This window comes from Martinezella sp. CNPSo 3964 (genome assembly GCF_057784375.1).
The window spans coordinates 83,017-99,633 of sequence record NZ_JBXSOW010000015.1 but is presented as its reverse complement, the minus strand read 5'-3'; the positions used below and the strand labels follow the sequence as shown (position 1 = coordinate 99,633).

Annotated in this window: 18 protein-coding genes and 1 tRNA gene; 9 read left to right on the top strand and 10 right to left on the bottom strand. The window is 61.4% G+C overall.

Annotation, left to right across the window (positions count from 1 at the left end):
* Positions 1-2: 2 nt before the first annotated feature.
* From AC13Q5_RS31440 to AC13Q5_RS31420, 5 genes are all read right to left on the bottom strand, one after another.
* Positions 3-974 carry an ABC transporter permease gene (locus AC13Q5_RS31440; protein ID WP_075856388.1) on the bottom strand — a complete coding sequence of 324 codons (972 nt, stop codon included), beginning with the start codon at positions 972-974 and terminating at the stop codon, positions 3-5.
* Between the two features lie 10 nt (positions 975-984).
* Positions 985-2,088, bottom strand: a complete 1,104-nt coding sequence (locus tag AC13Q5_RS31435; RefSeq protein ID WP_075856389.1) for an ABC transporter permease — start codon at positions 2,086-2,088, stop codon at positions 985-987.
* Between the two features lie 7 nt (positions 2,089-2,095).
* On the bottom strand, positions 2,096-3,607 hold the full coding sequence (locus AC13Q5_RS31430) for an ABC transporter ATP-binding protein (RefSeq protein ID WP_488504323.1): 1,512 nt from the start codon (positions 3,605-3,607) through the stop codon (positions 2,096-2,098).
* Between the two features lie 80 nt (positions 3,608-3,687).
* Positions 3,688-4,683, bottom strand: a complete 996-nt coding sequence (locus tag AC13Q5_RS31425) for a BMP family lipoprotein (protein ID WP_075856391.1) — start codon at positions 4,681-4,683, stop codon at positions 3,688-3,690.
* A gap of 372 nt (positions 4,684-5,055) precedes the next feature.
* On the bottom strand, positions 5,056-5,373 hold the full coding sequence (locus tag AC13Q5_RS31420; protein WP_075856392.1) for a hypothetical protein: 318 nt from the start codon (positions 5,371-5,373) through the stop codon (positions 5,056-5,058).
* A gap of 233 nt (positions 5,374-5,606) precedes the next feature.
* On the opposite strand from AC13Q5_RS31420, the gene AC13Q5_RS31415 reads away from it, so the two are divergent.
* Positions 5,607-5,696, top strand: a tRNA-Ser gene (locus tag AC13Q5_RS31415).
* A 36-nt stretch (positions 5,697-5,732) separates the two neighbouring features.
* Here AC13Q5_RS31415 and AC13Q5_RS31410 read toward each other — a convergent pair.
* Positions 5,733-7,277, bottom strand: coding sequence for an FAD-dependent monooxygenase (locus AC13Q5_RS31410; RefSeq protein ID WP_457880952.1), 1,545 nt, complete (start codon positions 7,275-7,277; stop codon positions 5,733-5,735).
* Between the two features lie 259 nt (positions 7,278-7,536).
* Between AC13Q5_RS31410 and AC13Q5_RS31405 the strand changes: the two genes are divergently transcribed.
* Positions 7,537-8,124: a TetR/AcrR family transcriptional regulator gene (locus AC13Q5_RS31405; RefSeq protein ID WP_208621597.1), complete on the top strand. Its 588-nt coding sequence runs from the start codon at positions 7,537-7,539 to the stop codon at positions 8,122-8,124.
* A 123-nt stretch (positions 8,125-8,247) separates the two neighbouring features.
* Here AC13Q5_RS31405 and AC13Q5_RS31400 read toward each other — a convergent pair whose 3' ends face one another.
* Positions 8,248-9,144: an SDR family oxidoreductase gene (locus tag AC13Q5_RS31400; protein WP_488504322.1), complete on the bottom strand. Its 897-nt coding sequence runs from the start codon at positions 9,142-9,144 to the stop codon at positions 8,248-8,250.
* 93 nt (positions 9,145-9,237) lie between these two features.
* On the opposite strand from AC13Q5_RS31400, the gene AC13Q5_RS31395 reads away from it, so the two are divergent.
* The 3 genes from AC13Q5_RS31395 to AC13Q5_RS31385 all read left to right on the top strand — a co-directional run bounded on the left by AC13Q5_RS31395 (position 9,238) and on the right by AC13Q5_RS31385 (position 11,943).
* Entirely contained in the window at positions 9,238-10,125 is an 888-nt protein-coding gene (locus AC13Q5_RS31395; RefSeq protein WP_075856396.1) for a helix-turn-helix transcriptional regulator, read from the top strand.
* Positions 10,122-10,760, top strand: a complete 639-nt coding sequence (locus tag AC13Q5_RS31390; protein ID WP_488504321.1) for a class I SAM-dependent methyltransferase — start codon at positions 10,122-10,124, stop codon at positions 10,758-10,760. Before AC13Q5_RS31395 ends, AC13Q5_RS31390 begins: the two co-directional genes overlap by 4 nt.
* A gap of 241 nt (positions 10,761-11,001) precedes the next feature.
* Positions 11,002-11,943: an SDR family oxidoreductase gene (locus tag AC13Q5_RS31385; protein WP_488504320.1), complete on the top strand. Its 942-nt coding sequence runs from the start codon at positions 11,002-11,004 to the stop codon at positions 11,941-11,943.
* A 15-nt stretch (positions 11,944-11,958) separates the two neighbouring features.
* Here AC13Q5_RS31385 and attM read toward each other — a convergent pair whose 3' ends face one another.
* On the bottom strand, positions 11,959-12,741 hold the full coding sequence (attM, locus tag AC13Q5_RS31380; RefSeq protein WP_488504319.1) for an AttM family quorum-quenching N-acyl homoserine lactonase: 783 nt from the start codon (positions 12,739-12,741) through the stop codon (positions 11,959-11,961).
* A 109-nt stretch (positions 12,742-12,850) separates the two neighbouring features.
* Here attM and AC13Q5_RS31375 point away from each other — a divergent pair, with 109 nt between their 5' ends.
* Together AC13Q5_RS31375 and AC13Q5_RS31370 are read left to right on the top strand one after the other, a co-directional pair.
* The gene (locus AC13Q5_RS31375; RefSeq protein ID WP_488504318.1) at positions 12,851-13,456 is read left to right on the top strand and encodes a LysR family transcriptional regulator; all 606 of its coding nucleotides are present in this window, start codon (positions 12,851-12,853) and stop codon (positions 13,454-13,456) included.
* Positions 13,453-13,752, top strand: a complete 300-nt coding sequence (locus tag AC13Q5_RS31370) for a LysR substrate-binding domain-containing protein (RefSeq protein ID WP_488504317.1) — start codon at positions 13,453-13,455, stop codon at positions 13,750-13,752. Before AC13Q5_RS31375 ends, AC13Q5_RS31370 begins: the two co-directional genes overlap by 4 nt.
* On the opposite strand, the gene AC13Q5_RS31365 is transcribed toward AC13Q5_RS31370, so the two are convergent.
* The gene (locus AC13Q5_RS31365) at positions 13,749-15,059 is read right to left on the bottom strand and encodes an MFS transporter (protein ID WP_488504316.1); all 1,311 of its coding nucleotides are present in this window, start codon (positions 15,057-15,059) and stop codon (positions 13,749-13,751) included. The two genes, AC13Q5_RS31370 and AC13Q5_RS31365, sit on opposite strands and share 4 nt — an antisense overlap.
* Positions 15,060-15,168: 109 nt before the next feature.
* Between AC13Q5_RS31365 and AC13Q5_RS31360 the strand changes: the two genes are divergently transcribed.
* Positions 15,169-15,621, top strand: a complete 453-nt coding sequence (locus AC13Q5_RS31360; RefSeq protein ID WP_488504315.1) for a winged helix-turn-helix transcriptional regulator — start codon at positions 15,169-15,171, stop codon at positions 15,619-15,621.
* Between the two features lie 27 nt (positions 15,622-15,648).
* Here AC13Q5_RS31360 and AC13Q5_RS31355 read toward each other — a convergent pair whose 3' ends face one another.
* Positions 15,649-16,125 (bottom strand): MarR family winged helix-turn-helix transcriptional regulator, encoded by a 477-nt coding sequence (locus tag AC13Q5_RS31355; protein ID WP_488504314.1) that lies wholly within the window; start codon positions 16,123-16,125, stop codon positions 15,649-15,651.
* 97 nt (positions 16,126-16,222) lie between these two features.
* Between AC13Q5_RS31355 and AC13Q5_RS31350 the strand changes: the two genes are divergently transcribed.
* Positions 16,223-16,591, top strand: a complete 369-nt coding sequence (locus AC13Q5_RS31350; RefSeq protein WP_075856404.1) for an antibiotic biosynthesis monooxygenase family protein — start codon at positions 16,223-16,225, stop codon at positions 16,589-16,591.
* Positions 16,592-16,617 lie beyond the last annotated feature (26 nt).

Sequence of the window (16,617 nt, the reverse complement as noted above, 5' to 3'; positions counted from 1 at the left end):
GTTTAGCGCTCCTTGGTATAGGGCACGCCACCGGCCTTCGGGGGCTTGGCGACACCGATAAAGCCTGCAAGCAGGATGCAGGTGAGGATATAGGGCAGCGCCTGGAAAATCTGTACCGGCACCTCGCCAATGCCCGGAACCGACTTGCCCTGCATGAAATTGGCGAAGGCATCGAGGAAGCCAAAGAGAAGGCAGGTGAACATGACCGGCACAGGCTTCCACTTGGCGAAGATCAGTGCGGCGAGAGCGATATAGCCCTTGCCCGCCGACATGTTGTTGATGAAGGCTGCCGACTGGGCAATAGCAAGATAGGTGCCGGAGAAGCCGCAGAGGATACCGGCAACGATCAGCGAGCGATAGCGCAACCATTCGACCGAGATGCCGGCAGTATCGACGGCGCCGGGATTTTCACCGACGGCGCGCAACCGCAGACCGAAACGGGTTTGATAGAGAATCCACCAGGAAATCGGCACCGCCAGGAAGGCGAGATAGGTCAGGATATTGTTGCCGGAGATGACATTGGCGTAGAGCGGTCCGATGAACGGGACCTCGCGAATGGCATCAGCGCCCGGCAGAGTGATGCCGGAGAAGCGCGCGGTAGCAGGCAAAGTCGGCGTACGGCCACCCTGGCCGAACCAGGCCTGGCCAAGAACGATTGTCAGGCCGGCCATCAGGAAGTTGATCGCTACGCCCGAAACGATCTGATTGCCGCGGTTGGTGATCGATGCGAAACCATGCAGCAGACCGACGAGGACGGAGACGAGAACACCGGCGCCAAGGCCAGCCCAGGGCGAGCCGCTGATCGAGGCGACGCAAGCCGCAGCGAAGGCCGACGCCAGCATCTTGCCTTCGAGGCCGATATCGAAAATGCCGGCGCGCTCGGAAAACAGGCCTGCCAGCGCGGTGAAGATCAGCGGAATCGACAGACGGATGGTCGAGCCCAATATGCTGATGAGAAGATCATAATAATCCATCGTCCGATCCTCACGTCCTGGCGAATGTCTGGTAGATGCGCACGAGCGCAGGTCGGAACATATATTCGAGCGCACCGGCAAACAGGATGACGAGACCCTGGATCACCACGATCATGTCGCGCGTGATGTTCGGCATGTCGAAGGAGAGCGCATCGCCGCCCTGATAGAGAATGCCGAACAGGATCGCCGCCAGGATGATGCCCAGCGGATGGTTGCGTCCCATCAGCGACACGGCGATACCGACAAAGCCCGCACCAAGCACGAATTCCACCTGCAGGCGCGCAGAAGCGCCCATGACGGGATTAAGCGCCATCATGCCGGCAAGACCGCCCGAAATCAGCATGGCGATAACGACCGTGCGAGCATAGGGAATGCCTGCATAAACAGCAGCGGTGGGGCTGAGGCCGAGCGTGCGCATCTCATAGCCGAGCTTGGTGCGCCAGACGAGCACCCAGACCAGGAAACACATGACGAGCGCGATCAGGAAGGACACGTTGAGCGGAGCGGCACCGATGGTCGAACCGAATATTTCCATCAGCCAATCAAGCTTGGGAAGCTGACCGCCCTCGAGGAAGGTACGGGTCTCAGGCGCCATCTTGCCGGGCACGATCAGCACATGCACCAGCAGGAAGTTCATCATCGCCGAGGCGATGAAGTTGAACATGATCGTGGTGATGACGACGTGGCTGCCGCGCTTGGCCTGAAGCCAGGCCGGAATGAAGGCCCAGAGCGCCCCGAAGATCGCAGCACCAATGACCGCAAACGGCATCGTCACATACCAGGGCACGTAACGATCAAGCGTCAGCGCCACGAGGGCACAGCCGAGACCCCCGAGATAGGCCTGGCCTTCCGAGCCGATATTGAACAGACCGGCATGGATGGCGACGGCGACCGAAAGACCGGTGAAGATGAAGCTCGTGGCATAATAGAGGGTGAAGCCGATGCCTTCGCCGCTGCCCAGAGCGCCCTGCAACAGTAGCACGAGCGCATCGAGCGGGCTCTCGCCAATGAACCAGACGACGAGGCCGGAAATCAGGAAGGCAACAATCAGGTTGAGAAGGGGGATCAGGCCGTAGGTGATCCAGTTGGGGAGCGGAACGGAAGCCGTGCTCATATACGCCTCACGCGGCAATGCCGGCCATCATCAGGCCGAGTGTTTGTTCACCGGCCTCAGCCGACTTTTCACCGACGATGTGGCCGGCGAACATGACGAGGATACGGTCCGAAAGCGCACGGATCTCATCCAGCTCCACCGAAACCAGCAGGATGGCCTTGCCGGCGTCGCGCATCTCGATGATGCGGCGATGGATGAATTCGATGGCGCCGATATCGACACCGCGTGTTGGCTGACCGATCAGCAGAGCCTGCGGGTCGCGCTCGATCTCGCGGGCGACGACGATCTTCTGCTGGTTGCCGCCGGAGAAGTTTGCGGTCTTCAGTCGCGCATTCGGCGGGCGGATATCGTATTTCTCGATCTTCTCGATCGCATCCTTACGCATGGCATCGAGATCGAGCATGCCGCCACGCCCGTATTTACGGTCGCGATGATAGCCGAGCATGGAATTCTCATATTCCTCGAACTTGAGGACGAGGCCCATGTGATGGCGATCTTCGGGAATATGAGCAAGACCAAGGTCGCGAAGTGCGGAGGGATCGGCATTGCCGATCGGCTTGCCATGGAGCAGGATCTCACCCGAGGCCGGCTTGCGGATACCGGCGATGGCTTCCAGCAGTTCCGACTGGCCGTTGCCGGCAACACCGGCAATGCCGACGATCTCGCCGGCGCGGACATCGAAGGAGACGTTGTCGACCATGGTGACGCCACGGCCGTCCTTGACGGTGAGGTTGCGCACCGACAGCAGGATCTCGCCCGGATTGGGCGCACCCTTCTCCACGCGCAACAGCACGCGGCGGCCAACCATCAGCTCAGCCAGCTCCTCGACGGTGGTTTCCGCCGTCTTGCGGGTGGCAACCATCTCGCCACGGCGCATGACCGATACCGTGTCGGTGATCGCCATGATCTCGCGCAGCTTGTGGGTGATGAGGATGATCGTCTTGCCCTGGTCGCGCAGGACGCGAAGAATACGGAAGAGGTTGTCGGCTTCGGCAGGCGTCAGAACGCCGGTGGGTTCGTCGAGAATGAGAATCTCGGCGCCGCGATACATCGCCTTCAGGATCTCGACACGCTGCTGCTGGCCAACGGGAAGCTCTTCGATCAACGCATCCGGATCGACTTCCAGGCCATAATCCTTCTCCAGCCGGTTAAGCTCGGCACGCGCGGCCGCGACGCCCTTGGCGAGAAGCGCGCCGCCTTCGGCGCCCAGCATCACATTTTCAAGAACGGTGAAATTGTCGACCAGCATAAAATGCTGGTGCACCATGCCGATGCCGGCTGCGATCGCCGTCTGGCTGTCGCGGATGGCGATAGGATTGCCGTTGATGCGGATCTCACCGCTATCGGCCTGATAGAATCCGTAGATGATCGACATGAGAGTCGATTTCCCAGCACCGTTTTCGCCGATGATCCCGTGGATCGAGCCCTTGGCGACGGTGAGATTGATATCTTTATTGGCGTGGACAGCACCGAACTTCTTGTCGATGCCCACGAGTTCGATGGCAAAGGTTTGGTTCACTATAGGGGCTCCAGAAACCGGTTTCCGGATAAGAAAAGGGCGTATGACGTTTTTGCCTCGTCATACGCCCTTGTTTCATATCAGTTCTTCGGGCAGGCGTTGTCGGTCAGATAGTCGTGAACCTTGATGGTACCGGCCACGATGCCAGCCTTTGCCTTGTCGACGGCCGTCTGGATTTCCGGCGTGACGAGCGGCTTGTTGTTATCGTCCATGGCAACGGCAACGCCGTCTTCCTTCAGTCCGAGCTCCTGGGTGCCGGGCGTGAACTTGCCATTCTTGGCGTCGCTGAAGGCGTTGTAGACGGCGAGGTCGACACGCTTGACGACGGAGGTCAGAACGGAACCCGGATGCAGGTAGTTCTGGTTGCTGTCGACGCCGATCGACAGCTTCTTGTTATCGGCAGCCGTCTGCAGCACGCCGAGGCCGGTCGCGCCGGCAGCCGCGTAAACAACGTCGGCACCCTGGTCGATCTGGTTCTTGGTGAGTTCGCCGCCGCGAACCGGGTCGTTCCAGGCCGCACCGGTCGTGCCGGTCATGTTCTGGAGGACTTCGATCTTCGGATTGGTGGCGCGGGCACCGAGCTCATAGCCGCACTCGAACTTGCGGATCAACGGAATATCCATGCCGCCGACGAAGCCGACCTTGCCGGTCTTCGAGGCCAGGGCGGCCATGACGCCAGCGAGGTAGGAGCCTTCGTTTTCCTTGAACTTGACCGAGCGAACGTTCGGCAGATCGAGGCTATCGTCGATCAGGACGAATTCGGTCTTGGGATATTCGGCAGCAACCTTCTGGAGAGCCGAGGTCCAGGCGAAAGAAACGGCGATAACTGGATTGAAGCCCTTGCTGGCGAAGTTGCGCAGCGCCTGTTCGCCCTGGGTGTCGCCCGTCGGCTCGAAGTCACGGTAAGCGATGCCGGTTTCCTTCTTGAACTTCTCGGCGCCGTTATAGGCAGCTTCGTTGAAGGACTTGTCGAACTTGCCACCGGTTCCGTAAACGATTGCCGGCTTGATGTCGGCCGCAAGCGCCGTTGCCGACATGGCAGCCAGGGCGAAAAGGGTCAAAAGGGATTTTTTCATGTGTTGCAGCCCTATTGTTTCTATCTTGTTGGGTCCTCCCGCAAGCCCGTTGATCGGGCAAGTCTGCGGAACCGCCGGCCTCCCCCGAGGCCAAGCTGGCGCGCATCCTTGCATGGCTGCACGAAAAATTCACGAGAAATTTTTCAGTTGGTAAAGATTTGTGGGAATTGGTGAAAACCCATCCAAACGACCCGTTTTTTAAACAATTTCGGCCCAAAACTGCAATTTTATTGGTCAGAATAGCTGTCGATCGACTCTCCGCAATCGCTAGCTCCGCTCGTTGCGACCATGCAATAGGCCGATCGTCGAATGCTCCCCAACGTCACCGAAATCCAGCAATGGCACAGGCCAGAGGGGCCGGCGATGTCCCGATCAGGCGCTGAAGCGGCCGGCGGCGGGCTGGCGCTTGTAGGCGACCATCCACAGCAACAGGGAAATCACCAGAAAGACCGCGAAGGCCGGCTGAAACAGGAGCCATTGCATCGCCATGTCATAGAAGCGGGGATGGACGTAATAGGCAATCGCCGAGCGAAGGCTTGCCAACGACGAAGGGCTGACATCGTTCCAGGCATCGCCCATCGGGGTCATGACCACGGCAGAAGCCGCAACGGATTGAATGGAATCGATAGTGCCGGCGATAACGGCCACCACCAGCGCGACAAGGCTCGCAAAACGCAACAGGAAACGCATAAACCCCTCCGGATACTCCCTACGGCCGGCCTTTTCGGGCCGATCGGTCTTACGCCGCCTCATCTATTTCCTTAGATAGGTTGCGCGCCAAATAAGCGCAATGGGGAGGAGATTCGGAGTTTTGCGCCGACAAGTCAAAAATCTGTCAGATTCGGGTTGATTGCCAGGAATTCATCGGTATATATCGCGGCCGTTCCGACGATTTGCTTCCTGACCGGGTGCGAAACGCCAAAGGACAGGTGGCCGAGTGGTTTAAGGCGCACGCCTGGAACGCGTGTGTACGTGAAAGCGTACCGAGGGTTCGAATCCCTCCCTGTCCGCCATTTTATCCTTTCCATACCGGAGACATGGGTAACGGCTTATCCCTGAGAGATGGGAGGCAATTTCGTCCCGAACCATCGCGACGCGGCCGCTGCTGCTTCTCCCATGTCCGGCTCAGCTTCACCAACCCAGGCAACCACGCCGTCGGGCCGCACGAGCAGCGCGCTCAAGCCCAGCCGATCTTTTGCGTCGGTCGCGACATAGGTGATCCGGTCACTCCAGCGACTTGCTAGCGCTTCAAGCGGTGCACAGACATCAAAGTCCAGCAACAGGCCTTTGCCCGTTCTGAGGTGATCGCCAAGTTTCGTCCCATCGGTCAGCTCGAAATCGGGGGCGCTGCGGCCGACCAGCGGATTGGCGTCGCCAAGATCGTAACGCAGAGAGACGCCCCAGACACGCTCGGCGAAATAGGTGGCGCCGTCGCACGTATCGACCAGATCGCGGATGATGGCTTCGAGCGCACGCGAACTGCGGCTTGGGCGCATGAGCGCGACCTGGGCGCGCGACCAGTCGAGCACCTGCGCGCCGACCGGATGCCGTTCGCTGAAATAGGTATCGAGCAAGCCCTCCGGCGCCTCGCCGCGGATGGTGGCGGCAAGCTTCCATCCCAGATTCATTGCGTCGCCCAGACCAAGATTGAGGCCTTGGCCGCCCAGGGGGGAATGGATGTGCGCGGCGTCGCCGGCTAGCAGCACGCGTCCTCTTCTATAGGCTGTCGCCTGGTAGGCACGATCCGTCCATGTGGTGGCAAGCTTGAGCGCCGTCACCGTGACATCGGTGCCGGAAATGCGGCGCAGCACGGCCTGCACATGCTCGCGCGTGATTGGCTGGATCCGATGGAAAGCGCCGCCATCGAAATCGACCATCGCGATCGTCCCCGGCGGCGAATAGGTGTACATGCCCGTCGCAGTGTAATGGCGGCCGGAACGAAGCTCGTCCGGGTCCGCCATCTCGATTTCGGCGGAATAGCCGGTGAATTCGGGATCCGTCCCGACAAACTCGAAGCCGCCGGCCTTGCGGACGCTGCTGCGGCCGCCATCGCAGCCGACGAGCCAGCGCCCGCGAAAGGTCTCGCCTCCGGCGCAGACGGTGACACCTCCATCCGACTGCGCGAAGCTCTCGACACCGAAGCCGCGCCTGATCTCGGCCCCCATCGCCTCCGCGCGAGCGGCCAGGATGGTTTCTAGGCCTTCCATCTCGACCATCATGCTGGTGCCGGCTGGGCTCGGCAGGCGATAGGGCCACTTCGAAGTATCAATCTTATCGTGGAAAAACTGGATGCCGGCGAAATGACCGCCTGGGCGACGCGACTGGTGCATCCAGTGCGCAGCCGATGAGGCGCGATCGCCCGAGCCGTCCTTCGCAGGCTTGGGCGCAGCGACGTCGTCCAGCAGGCCGCGACGATAGAAGGCTTCGATGGTCGGGGCGGAAAGGCCGCGCATGCCGAACGGAAGGCGCTTCAGGGGCGCGCGCGGATCCTCGGCCCGCTCCAGCACCAATACGGAGAGACCGGCGAGACGCAGCTCACAGGCGAGAAACAAGCCGACAGGTCCGCCGCCGGCAATCAGAACATCATAAATCAAGACGGAACTCCTCAAGCGAGCGGCGCCGCAAGGGCGCCAAACATTCCGGCTTCGATCACTCTCGGCCGGCGCGAGTCGTTGGAAAAAGCCCAGCCCTATTCGGGCAGGCGACGGTCCGGTCACAGGAACAGCCATAAAGTCTGTGCCGATTGCACCGATTTTGTGATCACAACACAATTTTTACACTCGGTATAAATTTACCTATGGTATAAATATCTCCATGTCAAACCGAATCAAACTCCGGGACCGAAAGAAGGAGATGACGCGTCAGGCGATCTCCGAGGTCGCAACGCGCCTGTTCGTCGAACATGGCTTCGATAATGTCTCCGTCGCCGATATCGCCTATGAGGCTGAAGTCGCCAGAAAGACGGTGTTCAACTACTTCCGCCGCAAGGAGGATCTGGTCTTCGATCGCGAGGATGAGGTGCGGGAGCTGGTGCGCAAGGCAATTGCCGATCGCGGCCAGCAGCCGCCGGTCCGCGCCTTCCAGACGCTGATGCGGGAACTTTTGGAAGCGCAGCATCCCTTGTTCAGGATTACGGAGCGACCGATTGCGTTCTGGCGCATGGTGGGGGAGAGCTCGGCGCTGACGGCGCATGCGTGCGGACTGCAGGTGAGCCTTGCCGACGATCTCTCGGGAATGCTGTCCGACGCTGTGGGCCGGCCCGCTTCCGATCCCGAAGCGCGGCTCGCCGGCACCATGCTGATGGCGACACTGGTGACGGCCTATGGCGAGGCGCTTCGCGCCTTTCGCGAGAACCGAAAGCCCGAGGCAGCGCTGTCGAGCGTCATGGACCGAGGCTTTGCCGGCGTCGACGCCGCACTTGCGGGGACGCCGTACGTCTGACTCTGGAAATCTCCAGATCGCAGCCTGAAAAGGCAAAAACCCGGCCGAGGGAGCGGCCGGGTTTTCGAATGCGTGGTCAGTCAGACCGTCGACCATTCGTGGATCAGCTTGCCGGCACCGGCATCACGCCGCGGATACCTGCAGCCTTGCAAGATCCTCAAGCAGCATCGGGCCGGTCGGCTCCCAGCCGAGCTTCTGCCGTGTCTTGGCGCTGGAGGCCGGCATGTCGTGGCCGGCGAACAGGGAGAGCCAACCGAAATAATCCTGGGCCTCTTCCTTGGCGACGGATTTGACCGGCAGGTTCAGACGCCGTCCAATGGTCTCGACGATATCGCGCATCGGCACGCCTTCCTCGGCGGCCGCGTGATATTTGGCGTTCGGCTCGGCGCGTTCCACGACGAGGCGATAGAGGCGGCCGACATCGGTAAAATGCGCCGCCGGCCAGCGGCTTGATCCATCTCCGACATAGGCGCAGACGCCCTTTTGCCTGAATATCTCGATCAACGGGGTAATAAGCCCCTGGCTGACCGGATCATGCACCTGCGGCAGCCGCACCACCGAGACATTGACGCCGATCTCGCTCGCCAAAATTCCAGCTTCCTCCGTGGCCGCCCGGGGATGCCTGTCGGAGCCGACGATCGGATTGTCTTCCCTGGCCGGTTCGCCCGGCACCGTGTTGGCGATCGGCGTGCCTGAGGTGATGACCAGCGGACGGGGCGAGCCGGCGAGCGCCGAGGCGAGCGTTGCAATGACGCGGCGGTCATCCTCGCAATTCTGCGCGAATCTCGAGAAGTCGTGGCTGAAGGCAAGGTGAATGACGCCATCCGATTGCGAGGCGCCGCTTTTCAGGATTTCCGCATCCTCGATCGCGCCGTGAAGGACCTCGGCGCCGGCGGCGGCAAGCGCCACCGCCTTTTCTTTCGAGCGCGAAAGGCCGAGCACCTGATGGCCGGCTCCGATCAACTCCCTGACGACATGCGAGCCGATATTTCCGGTCGCACCGGTAACGAATATACGCATATGCACTGTCTCCTTATTTCGTCGGAGACAAATCTGTGCCCATCGTTTATTCTGGTAAAGTAGTGACCTTATCATAGTAAAGACACTAACAGGATGACCGATCTCATCGAAACCGAAAACGTGCTCGGGACCTATCTGAGGGATCGCCGCGCCAAACTCGACCCATCCGCGCTCGGCTTTGGCGGCGAGCGGCGGCGCACGCCCGGGCTTCGGCGCGAAGAGGTGGCGCAGCGCGCCAACATCAGCCCGACATGGTACACTTGGCTGGAACAGGGGCGCGGCGGTGCGCCTTCCGCCGACGTGCTCGACCGGATCGCCCGCGCGCTGATGCTGACGGAAGTGGAGCGCGAGCACCTGTTCCTGCTTGGCCTCGGCCGGCCGCCGGAAGCGCGTTACCGCAGGAATGATGGCGTGACGCCGCGCTTGCAGCGCGTGCTCGATGCGCTGGAGCCGAGCCCTGCCCTCATCCGGACCGCCACCTGGGACGTCATTGCGTGGAACCGGGCCGCACCCGTGATGCTGATCGACTACGGATCGCTGCCGCCGGAAGAACGCAATATCCTGCGCTACATCTTCCTCGATCCGCGTGCGCGCGCCGTGCAATATGACTGGGAAAGTGTCGCCCGTTTCGCCCTGGGCGCGTTCCGTGTCGATGCGGCCCGCGCAGGCGCATCAAGCGAGATCGAGCCTTTCGTGGCGGAGCTGTGCCGCATCAGCCCGGAATTCAGGGCCATGTGGCGCGAAAACGATGTCCCCGGTGCGCATACCGAAGCCGTCAAACATATACGCCATCCGATCCTCGGCCCGCTGGCGTTCGAATATTCGGCCTTTTCGGTCGATGGTCGCACGGATCTCAGCATGATCGTCTACAACCCCGCGACGCCAGACGATGCCGAGCGGATCAGATCGCTGCTGCCCGCCTCGCCCCCGCATCGTGCCGCTTCCGACAGCGCGCCACATGGGGAAGAGCAAGCTTCATGAGCATAGGCAGCGACGCCCGTTTCTGGGACCGGGCTTCACGCAATTACGCCAAGGGCGCGGTTGCCGACCCGGCAGGATACGAGCGCACGCTCACCCGCACACGCGCCCTGCTAGGCCCGGGCGACAGGGTTCTGGAACTGGGTTGCGGGACAGGAACGACGGCGCTGCGGCTTGCCGGGAATGTTAGAGACTATCTTGCAACGGATTTTTCCGCGGAGATGATTGCAATTGCCAAGGAACGGCACGCCGCCGAACCGATGCCAACCCTCACCTTCCAAGTCGCCACCGTTGAAACGCTCACATCCGAACCGACGCGATTTAACGCCGTACTGGGCTTCAACTATCTCCATCTGGTCCGGGACCTGCTGGGCACGCTGTGCCACATCCACGGCTCGCTTACCCCGGAAGGCCTGTTCATCTCCAAGACACCCTGTGTCGGCGAGATGAACCCGCTCATCCGGCTGGCCCTCCTGCCGGCGATGCGCGCTATCGGAAAGGCACCCTATGCCGGCGTCTTTCGGGCATCGGAACTCGGCGAGCAGATATCCGCGGCAGGCTTCGATATCCTTGCCACGGAAAATCACGCAACCAAGGGCAACGACAACAGGCCCTACATTGTCGCCCGCAAGAGGTAACGACACCAGCCAGGGTCAATCTCCCCATTGACGCCGGTCTCGAAGCGGACCTAAATTCCTTTCGTCGAAAATGGCTGGCTTGGTCTCGGTAGGCCCAGGCCCTTCTCCTCGGACGGAGAAGCTCTGTTCCGCGCCCGGCGCGGATACCCCGACAGTCCCTGCGCCTCGTGCGCGTTTCGGGTCTGCGCGGTAGCCATTTGACGATGCTCCCTCGGCAGACCCTGTTTGAAGGAGCCGTTTGATGTCCACTATCGATCAATCCCAGCCGATTCTCATCTATCTCGCCGCCGGCGTGCAAGGCAGCGCCGTCGTTCGCGCCGCACTTCGACGCGGCCTCAAGGTCAGGGCGCTTGTCCGGGACCGAAGGCGCGCTTCGGCACTCTCGGCGCTCGGCATCGAGCTTGCCGAAGGCGACCTTAGCGATCCCACCTCGCTTCGCACCGCCAGCGCCGGCATCGCGCATGCCGTGTTGCAAATCCCGATCGGATCTCGGGAGGACATGCGCATCCAGGCCGGCAATGCGGTATCCGCATCTCTCGCCTGCGGTTTGAAATCCGTTGTCCTGAAGCTCGCCAGCGCCAGTCGCCTGGCACCTTGCGAGGAACCAAGCTTCGTCGCCAATGCCATGATCGAAGAGGTGGTTCGCGCATCCGGGCTGCACTTTTCCATCGTCCGCCCGACCATGTATCTCGACAATCTCTTGAAGCCGTCGGCACGCATGGACATTGTCAGACATGGGGTCTTCGCGCCGCCGATTGCTGAATCCCAACGCATCGCGTGGACCTCGGTCGATGATTGCGCCCGCGCCGCCGTCACCCTCTTGGAACGGGGCATTTCATCCGGCGACCATCGCATCGCCGGGCCGGAAGGCGTTGATGGAAACGAGCTCGTCGCGCGGATCGGGGTCGGGCTCGGCCACACCATCGCCTATCGCCAGCAGCCCCTCGACGAGTTCGAGCGGGATGTCGATGCGGCGATGGGGCCGGGAACGGGGCGCCGCGTCGCCTCGAAATTCCGCTTCTTCGCATCGCATCCGGACGAAGCAGATACAATGCTGGCCGCGCCCTTCAAGCCGCAGGCCGGTCTTGAGGGCTTCCGGCCGACCGGTATCGAGGAATGGGTTCGGCAGCATCGGGCACGGTTCTTCGATGCGGAGCAAGTGCCATCAGGCGAACGAGGCTGATCGATAGCATGGGCTTCAATCGTAATAGGCTGGGGCCTGCATGAACCGAGGCCATGCCTCGGGATCATGCCCCGTGACCACCATGGCATCGGTCTCTTCGGCAAGTGCGCGCAGCTTGCCGACGGATCGCACCGTGTCGACGGCGGAGGCCATGAAGCCGGGGAGCGCCCTTTCGTTCCAGTGATCAAGGGTATAGGCGGCGTCGATCGCCAGTAATATCGCGCCGCTCTTTGGCAGCTGCACGAGGAAGGATTGGTGGCCGATGCTGTGGCCCGGCGTGAAGATCATTCGCAGCACTCCGTCGCCGTAGAGATCGTAGGTATCGGCCTCGAGGAGGTGCCATTTCAAGCCGGGCCGGTCGAAATCCCTTCGGGCATAGGCGCCGGCGGCGAACCAGTCCGGCGCGAAGGCATATTCATATTCCCGGCGTTGGACGATGTGGGTCGCGTTGGGGAAGCGGCCGATGGCGCCGCTATGGTCGGAATGCAGATGGGAGAGCGCGACGAAGCGGATGTCCTCACGAGAGATGCCGAGCCTTGCCAGCTGCGCGACGCATCCCTGCTCCTCCGTCATCACAGGCTGATAGCTGTCGACCACATCGCCCCAATAGCCGCGCGGATCGCCAAGGCCCTCGGCCGCCAGCCCGCCATCGATGACGACATTGCCTTTGGGATGGGTGAGCAGAAACCATGGCACCGGGATTTCATAATCGGCATCGCCGCCCTGGTTCATCCTGATGTCATGGGCCTTGCACCGCTGCGTGCCCGATTGAAACATGTAAAGCCTGATATCGCTCATGTGCCCGACCTGTGGTTGACGTTCGAGCGCCGTTTTCTGTTATCGAGGCCTCCACCACTAGGTGGCATCATCCACTTACATTTATCGGCTGAGCCGATATATTGCGCTCATGGATCTGCTAGTGGCGATGCGCGTCTATGTCAGGGTGGTGGAAAGGGGCAGCATGTCGGCGGCTGCTCGCGACCTCGGCATGGGCCAACCCGCCGTCAGCGAGCGGATTGATCGGCTGGAGCAATATCTCGGCGCGCGGCTGCTCATCAGAAATACCCGCAAGCTTGCCGTCACCGATGCCGGCGCCGCCTTCTACGAACGAAGCAAGCAGGTGCTGGAAAGTGCCGACGACGCGCTCGCCGTCGTTAACGGCGATCAGTCCTTGCGCGGCACGCTGAGGATTGCGGCGCCGCATGGCATCGGCGAGGTCGTCCTGCCCTCGATCCTGCTAGAGATGCGCAACCGCCATCCGCTGCTGAAGATCGAGTTGATCCTCAACGACAGGATCGTCGATCCGGTGACGGAGGGTGTCGATATCTCGTTGCGGCTGGGCGATCTCGGTGAAGGCAACTTCATCGCCCGCAAGCTCGGCCATATCGGCCGCGTGCTGGTGGCATCGCCAGACTATCTTCAGCGGAATGGGACGCCGACGAAGCCTGAAGAGCTTGCCGACCACCCTTTCCTGCGGGTCGCCGGCCTATCAACGGCGGGCGGCTTTCGTTGATAGGCCTAGGCGGGCAGAGCGAACTTGCCGCCATCGACATCGTCCTCAGCACCAGCCATTGGCGGCCGCTGCACAGCCTCCTTCTCGATGGTGCCGGCATCGGCGTCTTGCAGGCGCCGGTCTGCACGGAAGATCTGGCGAGCGGCAGGCTGATCCGCCTGCTGCCGGAATTCTCCGTGCCGGGATTCGATCTGCATGCGCTCTATCCGGCCACAAGGCCGATTCCACCGCGCATTCGGGCAGTCCTCTCGCTGTTGGAAGAGCAATTAGGTCCCGTTTCCCTGCGCGAAAGCTAGATGGTAGCCCGATCGACGCTTTGCGTCGCCACCTCAGGCGTTGCCCGCAGGGTGAGTGCCCAGAAGAGCAGCGTTGCGAGGCTTATGGCGGCACCGGAAATGCAGACGCCCGTCCAGCCCGCATGGGCATAGATGATCGTCGATGTCGATGATCCCACGGCGCTGCCGATCGAGTAGAACACCATGTAAGCGGCGGTCAGCCTGTTTTGCGCATCGGGCCTCACACGATAGATCATGCCCTGGTTGGTGACGTGCGTCGCCTGCAAGCCGAAATCGATGACGAGGACGCCGAGGATCAGCCAGAGGATCGAGCGATCCAGCATGGAGATCGGTAGCCAGGCAAGCAACATCAAAGCAAGCGCGATACCCGTGGTGCGCTGGCCGTAGCCACGGTCAGCCCAGCGCCCTGCCCTTATGGCGCCGAGGGCACCCGCCGCGCCGGCAAGGCCGAACAGGCCAACTTCGGTGTGGGACAGAGAGTAAGGCGGCGCCGTCAACGGCAGCACGAGCGGCGCAAGCAGCGTGGTGATATTGGCGAAGATGAGCATTGCGATGATCGCGCGGATGCGCAGCACCGGCTCTTCGACCAGCAGGGTGCCCAGCGAGCGGATGAGACCGAAGTAGGACAGCCCGCCCTTCGGCTTTTCCTGCCGCGGCAGCGCCCGGCAGAGGAGAAGTGCGATCACCAGCGTCAGCACCGCGGAGACGATATAGACAGTCCGCCAGCCGGAGAGATCGGTCAGCGTTCCCGCAACGCTGCGCGCCAAAAGGATGCCGAGCACGATGCCGCTGGTGACCATGCCGACGATATGGCCGCGCTCTGCGGGATGCGCCAGGCTCGCCGCATAGGCAACCAGCGCCTGCGTGACCACTGCCAGAAAGCCGACCGCAGCCATGGAGGCAAGCAGCATCGCCGCGCTGGAGGAAAGGCCGACACTGACAAGTGCCGCAACGCTCAACAACGACTGCACGATGATGAACTTGCGCCGATCGATCAGATCGCCAAGCGGCACCAGCAGAATGAGGCCGAGGCCATAGCCGAGCTGCGTCGCGCCGACGATCAGGCCGGCAACCGTGCGCGACAGTTTGAGATCATCGGCCATGACATCGAGAAGCGGATGGGCGAAATAGGCATTGGCGACGGCAAGGCCGCTCGCGACGGCAAACAGGAAAATCGTCGCTCGTGTCAGCGGCGAATTGGCCTTTTCAGAATATTCGCTCCCCTCAAGTGAACTTTCTCGCGCGGAATGAAGGCGCACGCCATCCTTCGCGCTGCCGGCCGGCGGCGCGTCCTGATCGATTGTCATTGCAAAGCTCCCGATTATTCGGTTTAATAATGAAACCATCGATCGAGTAACATTATTGGTTTAATCATGCAACCATTCTTGCAGACAAAAGACCGGGAAGGCTGAGCGCATGGTCGCGCGGAAAAGCCTGAAGGGTGATTATTGCCCGAGCGCCCGCTCACTCGACGTGATCGGCGACTGGTGGTCGCTGCTGATCGTGCGCGACGCCTTCGACGGGCTGACGCGCTTTGGCGAGTTTCAAAAGAGCCTTGGCATTGCCAAGAACATTTTGACCGAACGCCTACGCACGCTTGTCGCCAGCGGCATCCTGGAGCTGGTGCCGGCGAGCGACAGCGGCACGCGTATGGAATATCGGCTGACAACGATGGGAAAGGATCTTTTCCCGGTCATGGTGGCGCTGCGCCAATTCGGCGAGCGCTATCTCTTCGCACCGGCAGAAGAGCATTCGCTGCTGGTGGACCGGACGACGGGTCAGCCGGTGCGGCTTGACATCCGGGCGCAGGACGGCAGGTCCGTCGGCCCGGACGAGACGATTATCTTGAAGGTGCCGGAAGAGACCTAGGCGAAGAACCGGGGTCGCGCGAAGCGGTCAGTCCTGTTCTTCCGCCTCCCCGCTTCTTTCCAGCTTGCTGCGCAGAGCCAGCATGACATCCCGCATCGTTTCGATATCCTCGATCCGAAGCCCTTCCGCCAATTCGTTGACCCATGGCGCCTGCAGCCGCATGGCGGCATCGAAGGTTTGCTTGCCTTTATCCGTCAGCACGACTAGCTGCGCCCGCCGGTGATGCGGATTGGTCTCGAAGGTAACGAGGCCTTCCTTTTCCAGATCATTGACGATGCGCTGGATGTTCTGGCGATTGGCACCCATGTCGCGTGCCAGCCACGCAACCGGCTGCGGCCTGCCTGCCGCGATAATGGCACCCAGAATTTGCCAACGCGCACTCGTCAGACCAAGCGGAGCCACCAGCCTGTCACCGGATGCAAGCACCCGGCCGTGCAGTTTGAACAGCTCGAGAATCAGGCCGGTCAAAGCGCTCCCGACTGCGGTTTGTTTCGCGTCATCCATTTGTCACCATATAATTTAATTGACATCATGGTGTCAATTTACTAGATATGCACCACACCACATTGACATCATATAACCATATTGAACGGAGCACGCCATGTCTCACATGCGCCCAATGGACCCAAACTTTCCGATAGAGCGGCAAGTCGGCATCGATGCCGCCCCCGTCGTTCTTGTGAACATCTTCACCCTCGACAAGGCGGATGAGGAAGTCTTTCTCGAGGCATGGCGCGACGATGCCGCATTCATGAAGCAGCAGCCGGGCTTCATCTCGACCCAGCTTCACCGGGCGATCGGCGAAAGCCCGACCTATCTCAACTATGCCATATGGGAGACGATGGCGGATTTCCGCGCCGCGTTTACACATCCGGAGTTCAGGGCAAAGATTTCGCACTATCCGTCCTCGGCCGTTGCGTCTCCGCACCTGTTCCAGAAGGTCGCCGTTCCCGGCATCTGCGTGGCGTGAACACGCGTCGGCAAGAACCCGGATCC

Coding starts and splice junctions, on each gene's coding strand:
- AC13Q5_RS31440 (WP_075856388.1), bottom strand. CDS start 974: ATGGATTATTATGATCTTCTCATCAGCATATTGGGCTCGACCATCCGT.
- AC13Q5_RS31435 (WP_075856389.1), bottom strand. CDS start 2,088: ATGAGCACGGCTTCCGTTCCGCTCCCCAACTGGATCACCTACGGCCTG.
- AC13Q5_RS31425 (WP_075856391.1), bottom strand. CDS start 4,683: ATGAAAAAATCCCTTTTGACCCTTTTCGCCCTGGCTGCCATGTCGGCA.
- AC13Q5_RS31420 (WP_075856392.1), bottom strand. CDS start 5,373: ATGCGTTTCCTGTTGCGTTTTGCGAGCCTTGTCGCGCTGGTGGTGGCC.
- AC13Q5_RS31405 (WP_208621597.1), top strand. CDS start 7,537: ATGACGCGTCAGGCGATCTCCGAGGTCGCAACGCGCCTGTTCGTCGAA.
- AC13Q5_RS31400 (WP_488504322.1), bottom strand. CDS start 9,144: ATGCGTATATTCGTTACCGGTGCGACCGGAAATATCGGCTCGCATGTC.
- AC13Q5_RS31395 (WP_075856396.1), top strand. CDS start 9,238: ATGACCGATCTCATCGAAACCGAAAACGTGCTCGGGACCTATCTGAGG.
- AC13Q5_RS31390 (WP_488504321.1), top strand. CDS start 10,122: ATGAGCATAGGCAGCGACGCCCGTTTCTGGGACCGGGCTTCACGCAAT.
- AC13Q5_RS31385 (WP_488504320.1), top strand. CDS start 11,002: ATGTCCACTATCGATCAATCCCAGCCGATTCTCATCTATCTCGCCGCC.
- attM (WP_488504319.1), bottom strand. CDS start 12,741: ATGAGCGATATCAGGCTTTACATGTTTCAATCGGGCACGCAGCGGTGC.
- AC13Q5_RS31375 (WP_488504318.1), top strand. CDS start 12,851: ATGGATCTGCTAGTGGCGATGCGCGTCTATGTCAGGGTGGTGGAAAGG.
- AC13Q5_RS31365 (WP_488504316.1), bottom strand. CDS start 15,059: ATGACAATCGATCAGGACGCGCCGCCGGCCGGCAGCGCGAAGGATGGC.
- AC13Q5_RS31360 (WP_488504315.1), top strand. CDS start 15,169: ATGGTCGCGCGGAAAAGCCTGAAGGGTGATTATTGCCCGAGCGCCCGC.
- AC13Q5_RS31355 (WP_488504314.1), bottom strand. CDS start 16,125: ATGGATGACGCGAAACAAACCGCAGTCGGGAGCGCTTTGACCGGCCTG.
- AC13Q5_RS31350 (WP_075856404.1), top strand. CDS start 16,223: ATGTCTCACATGCGCCCAATGGACCCAAACTTTCCGATAGAGCGGCAA.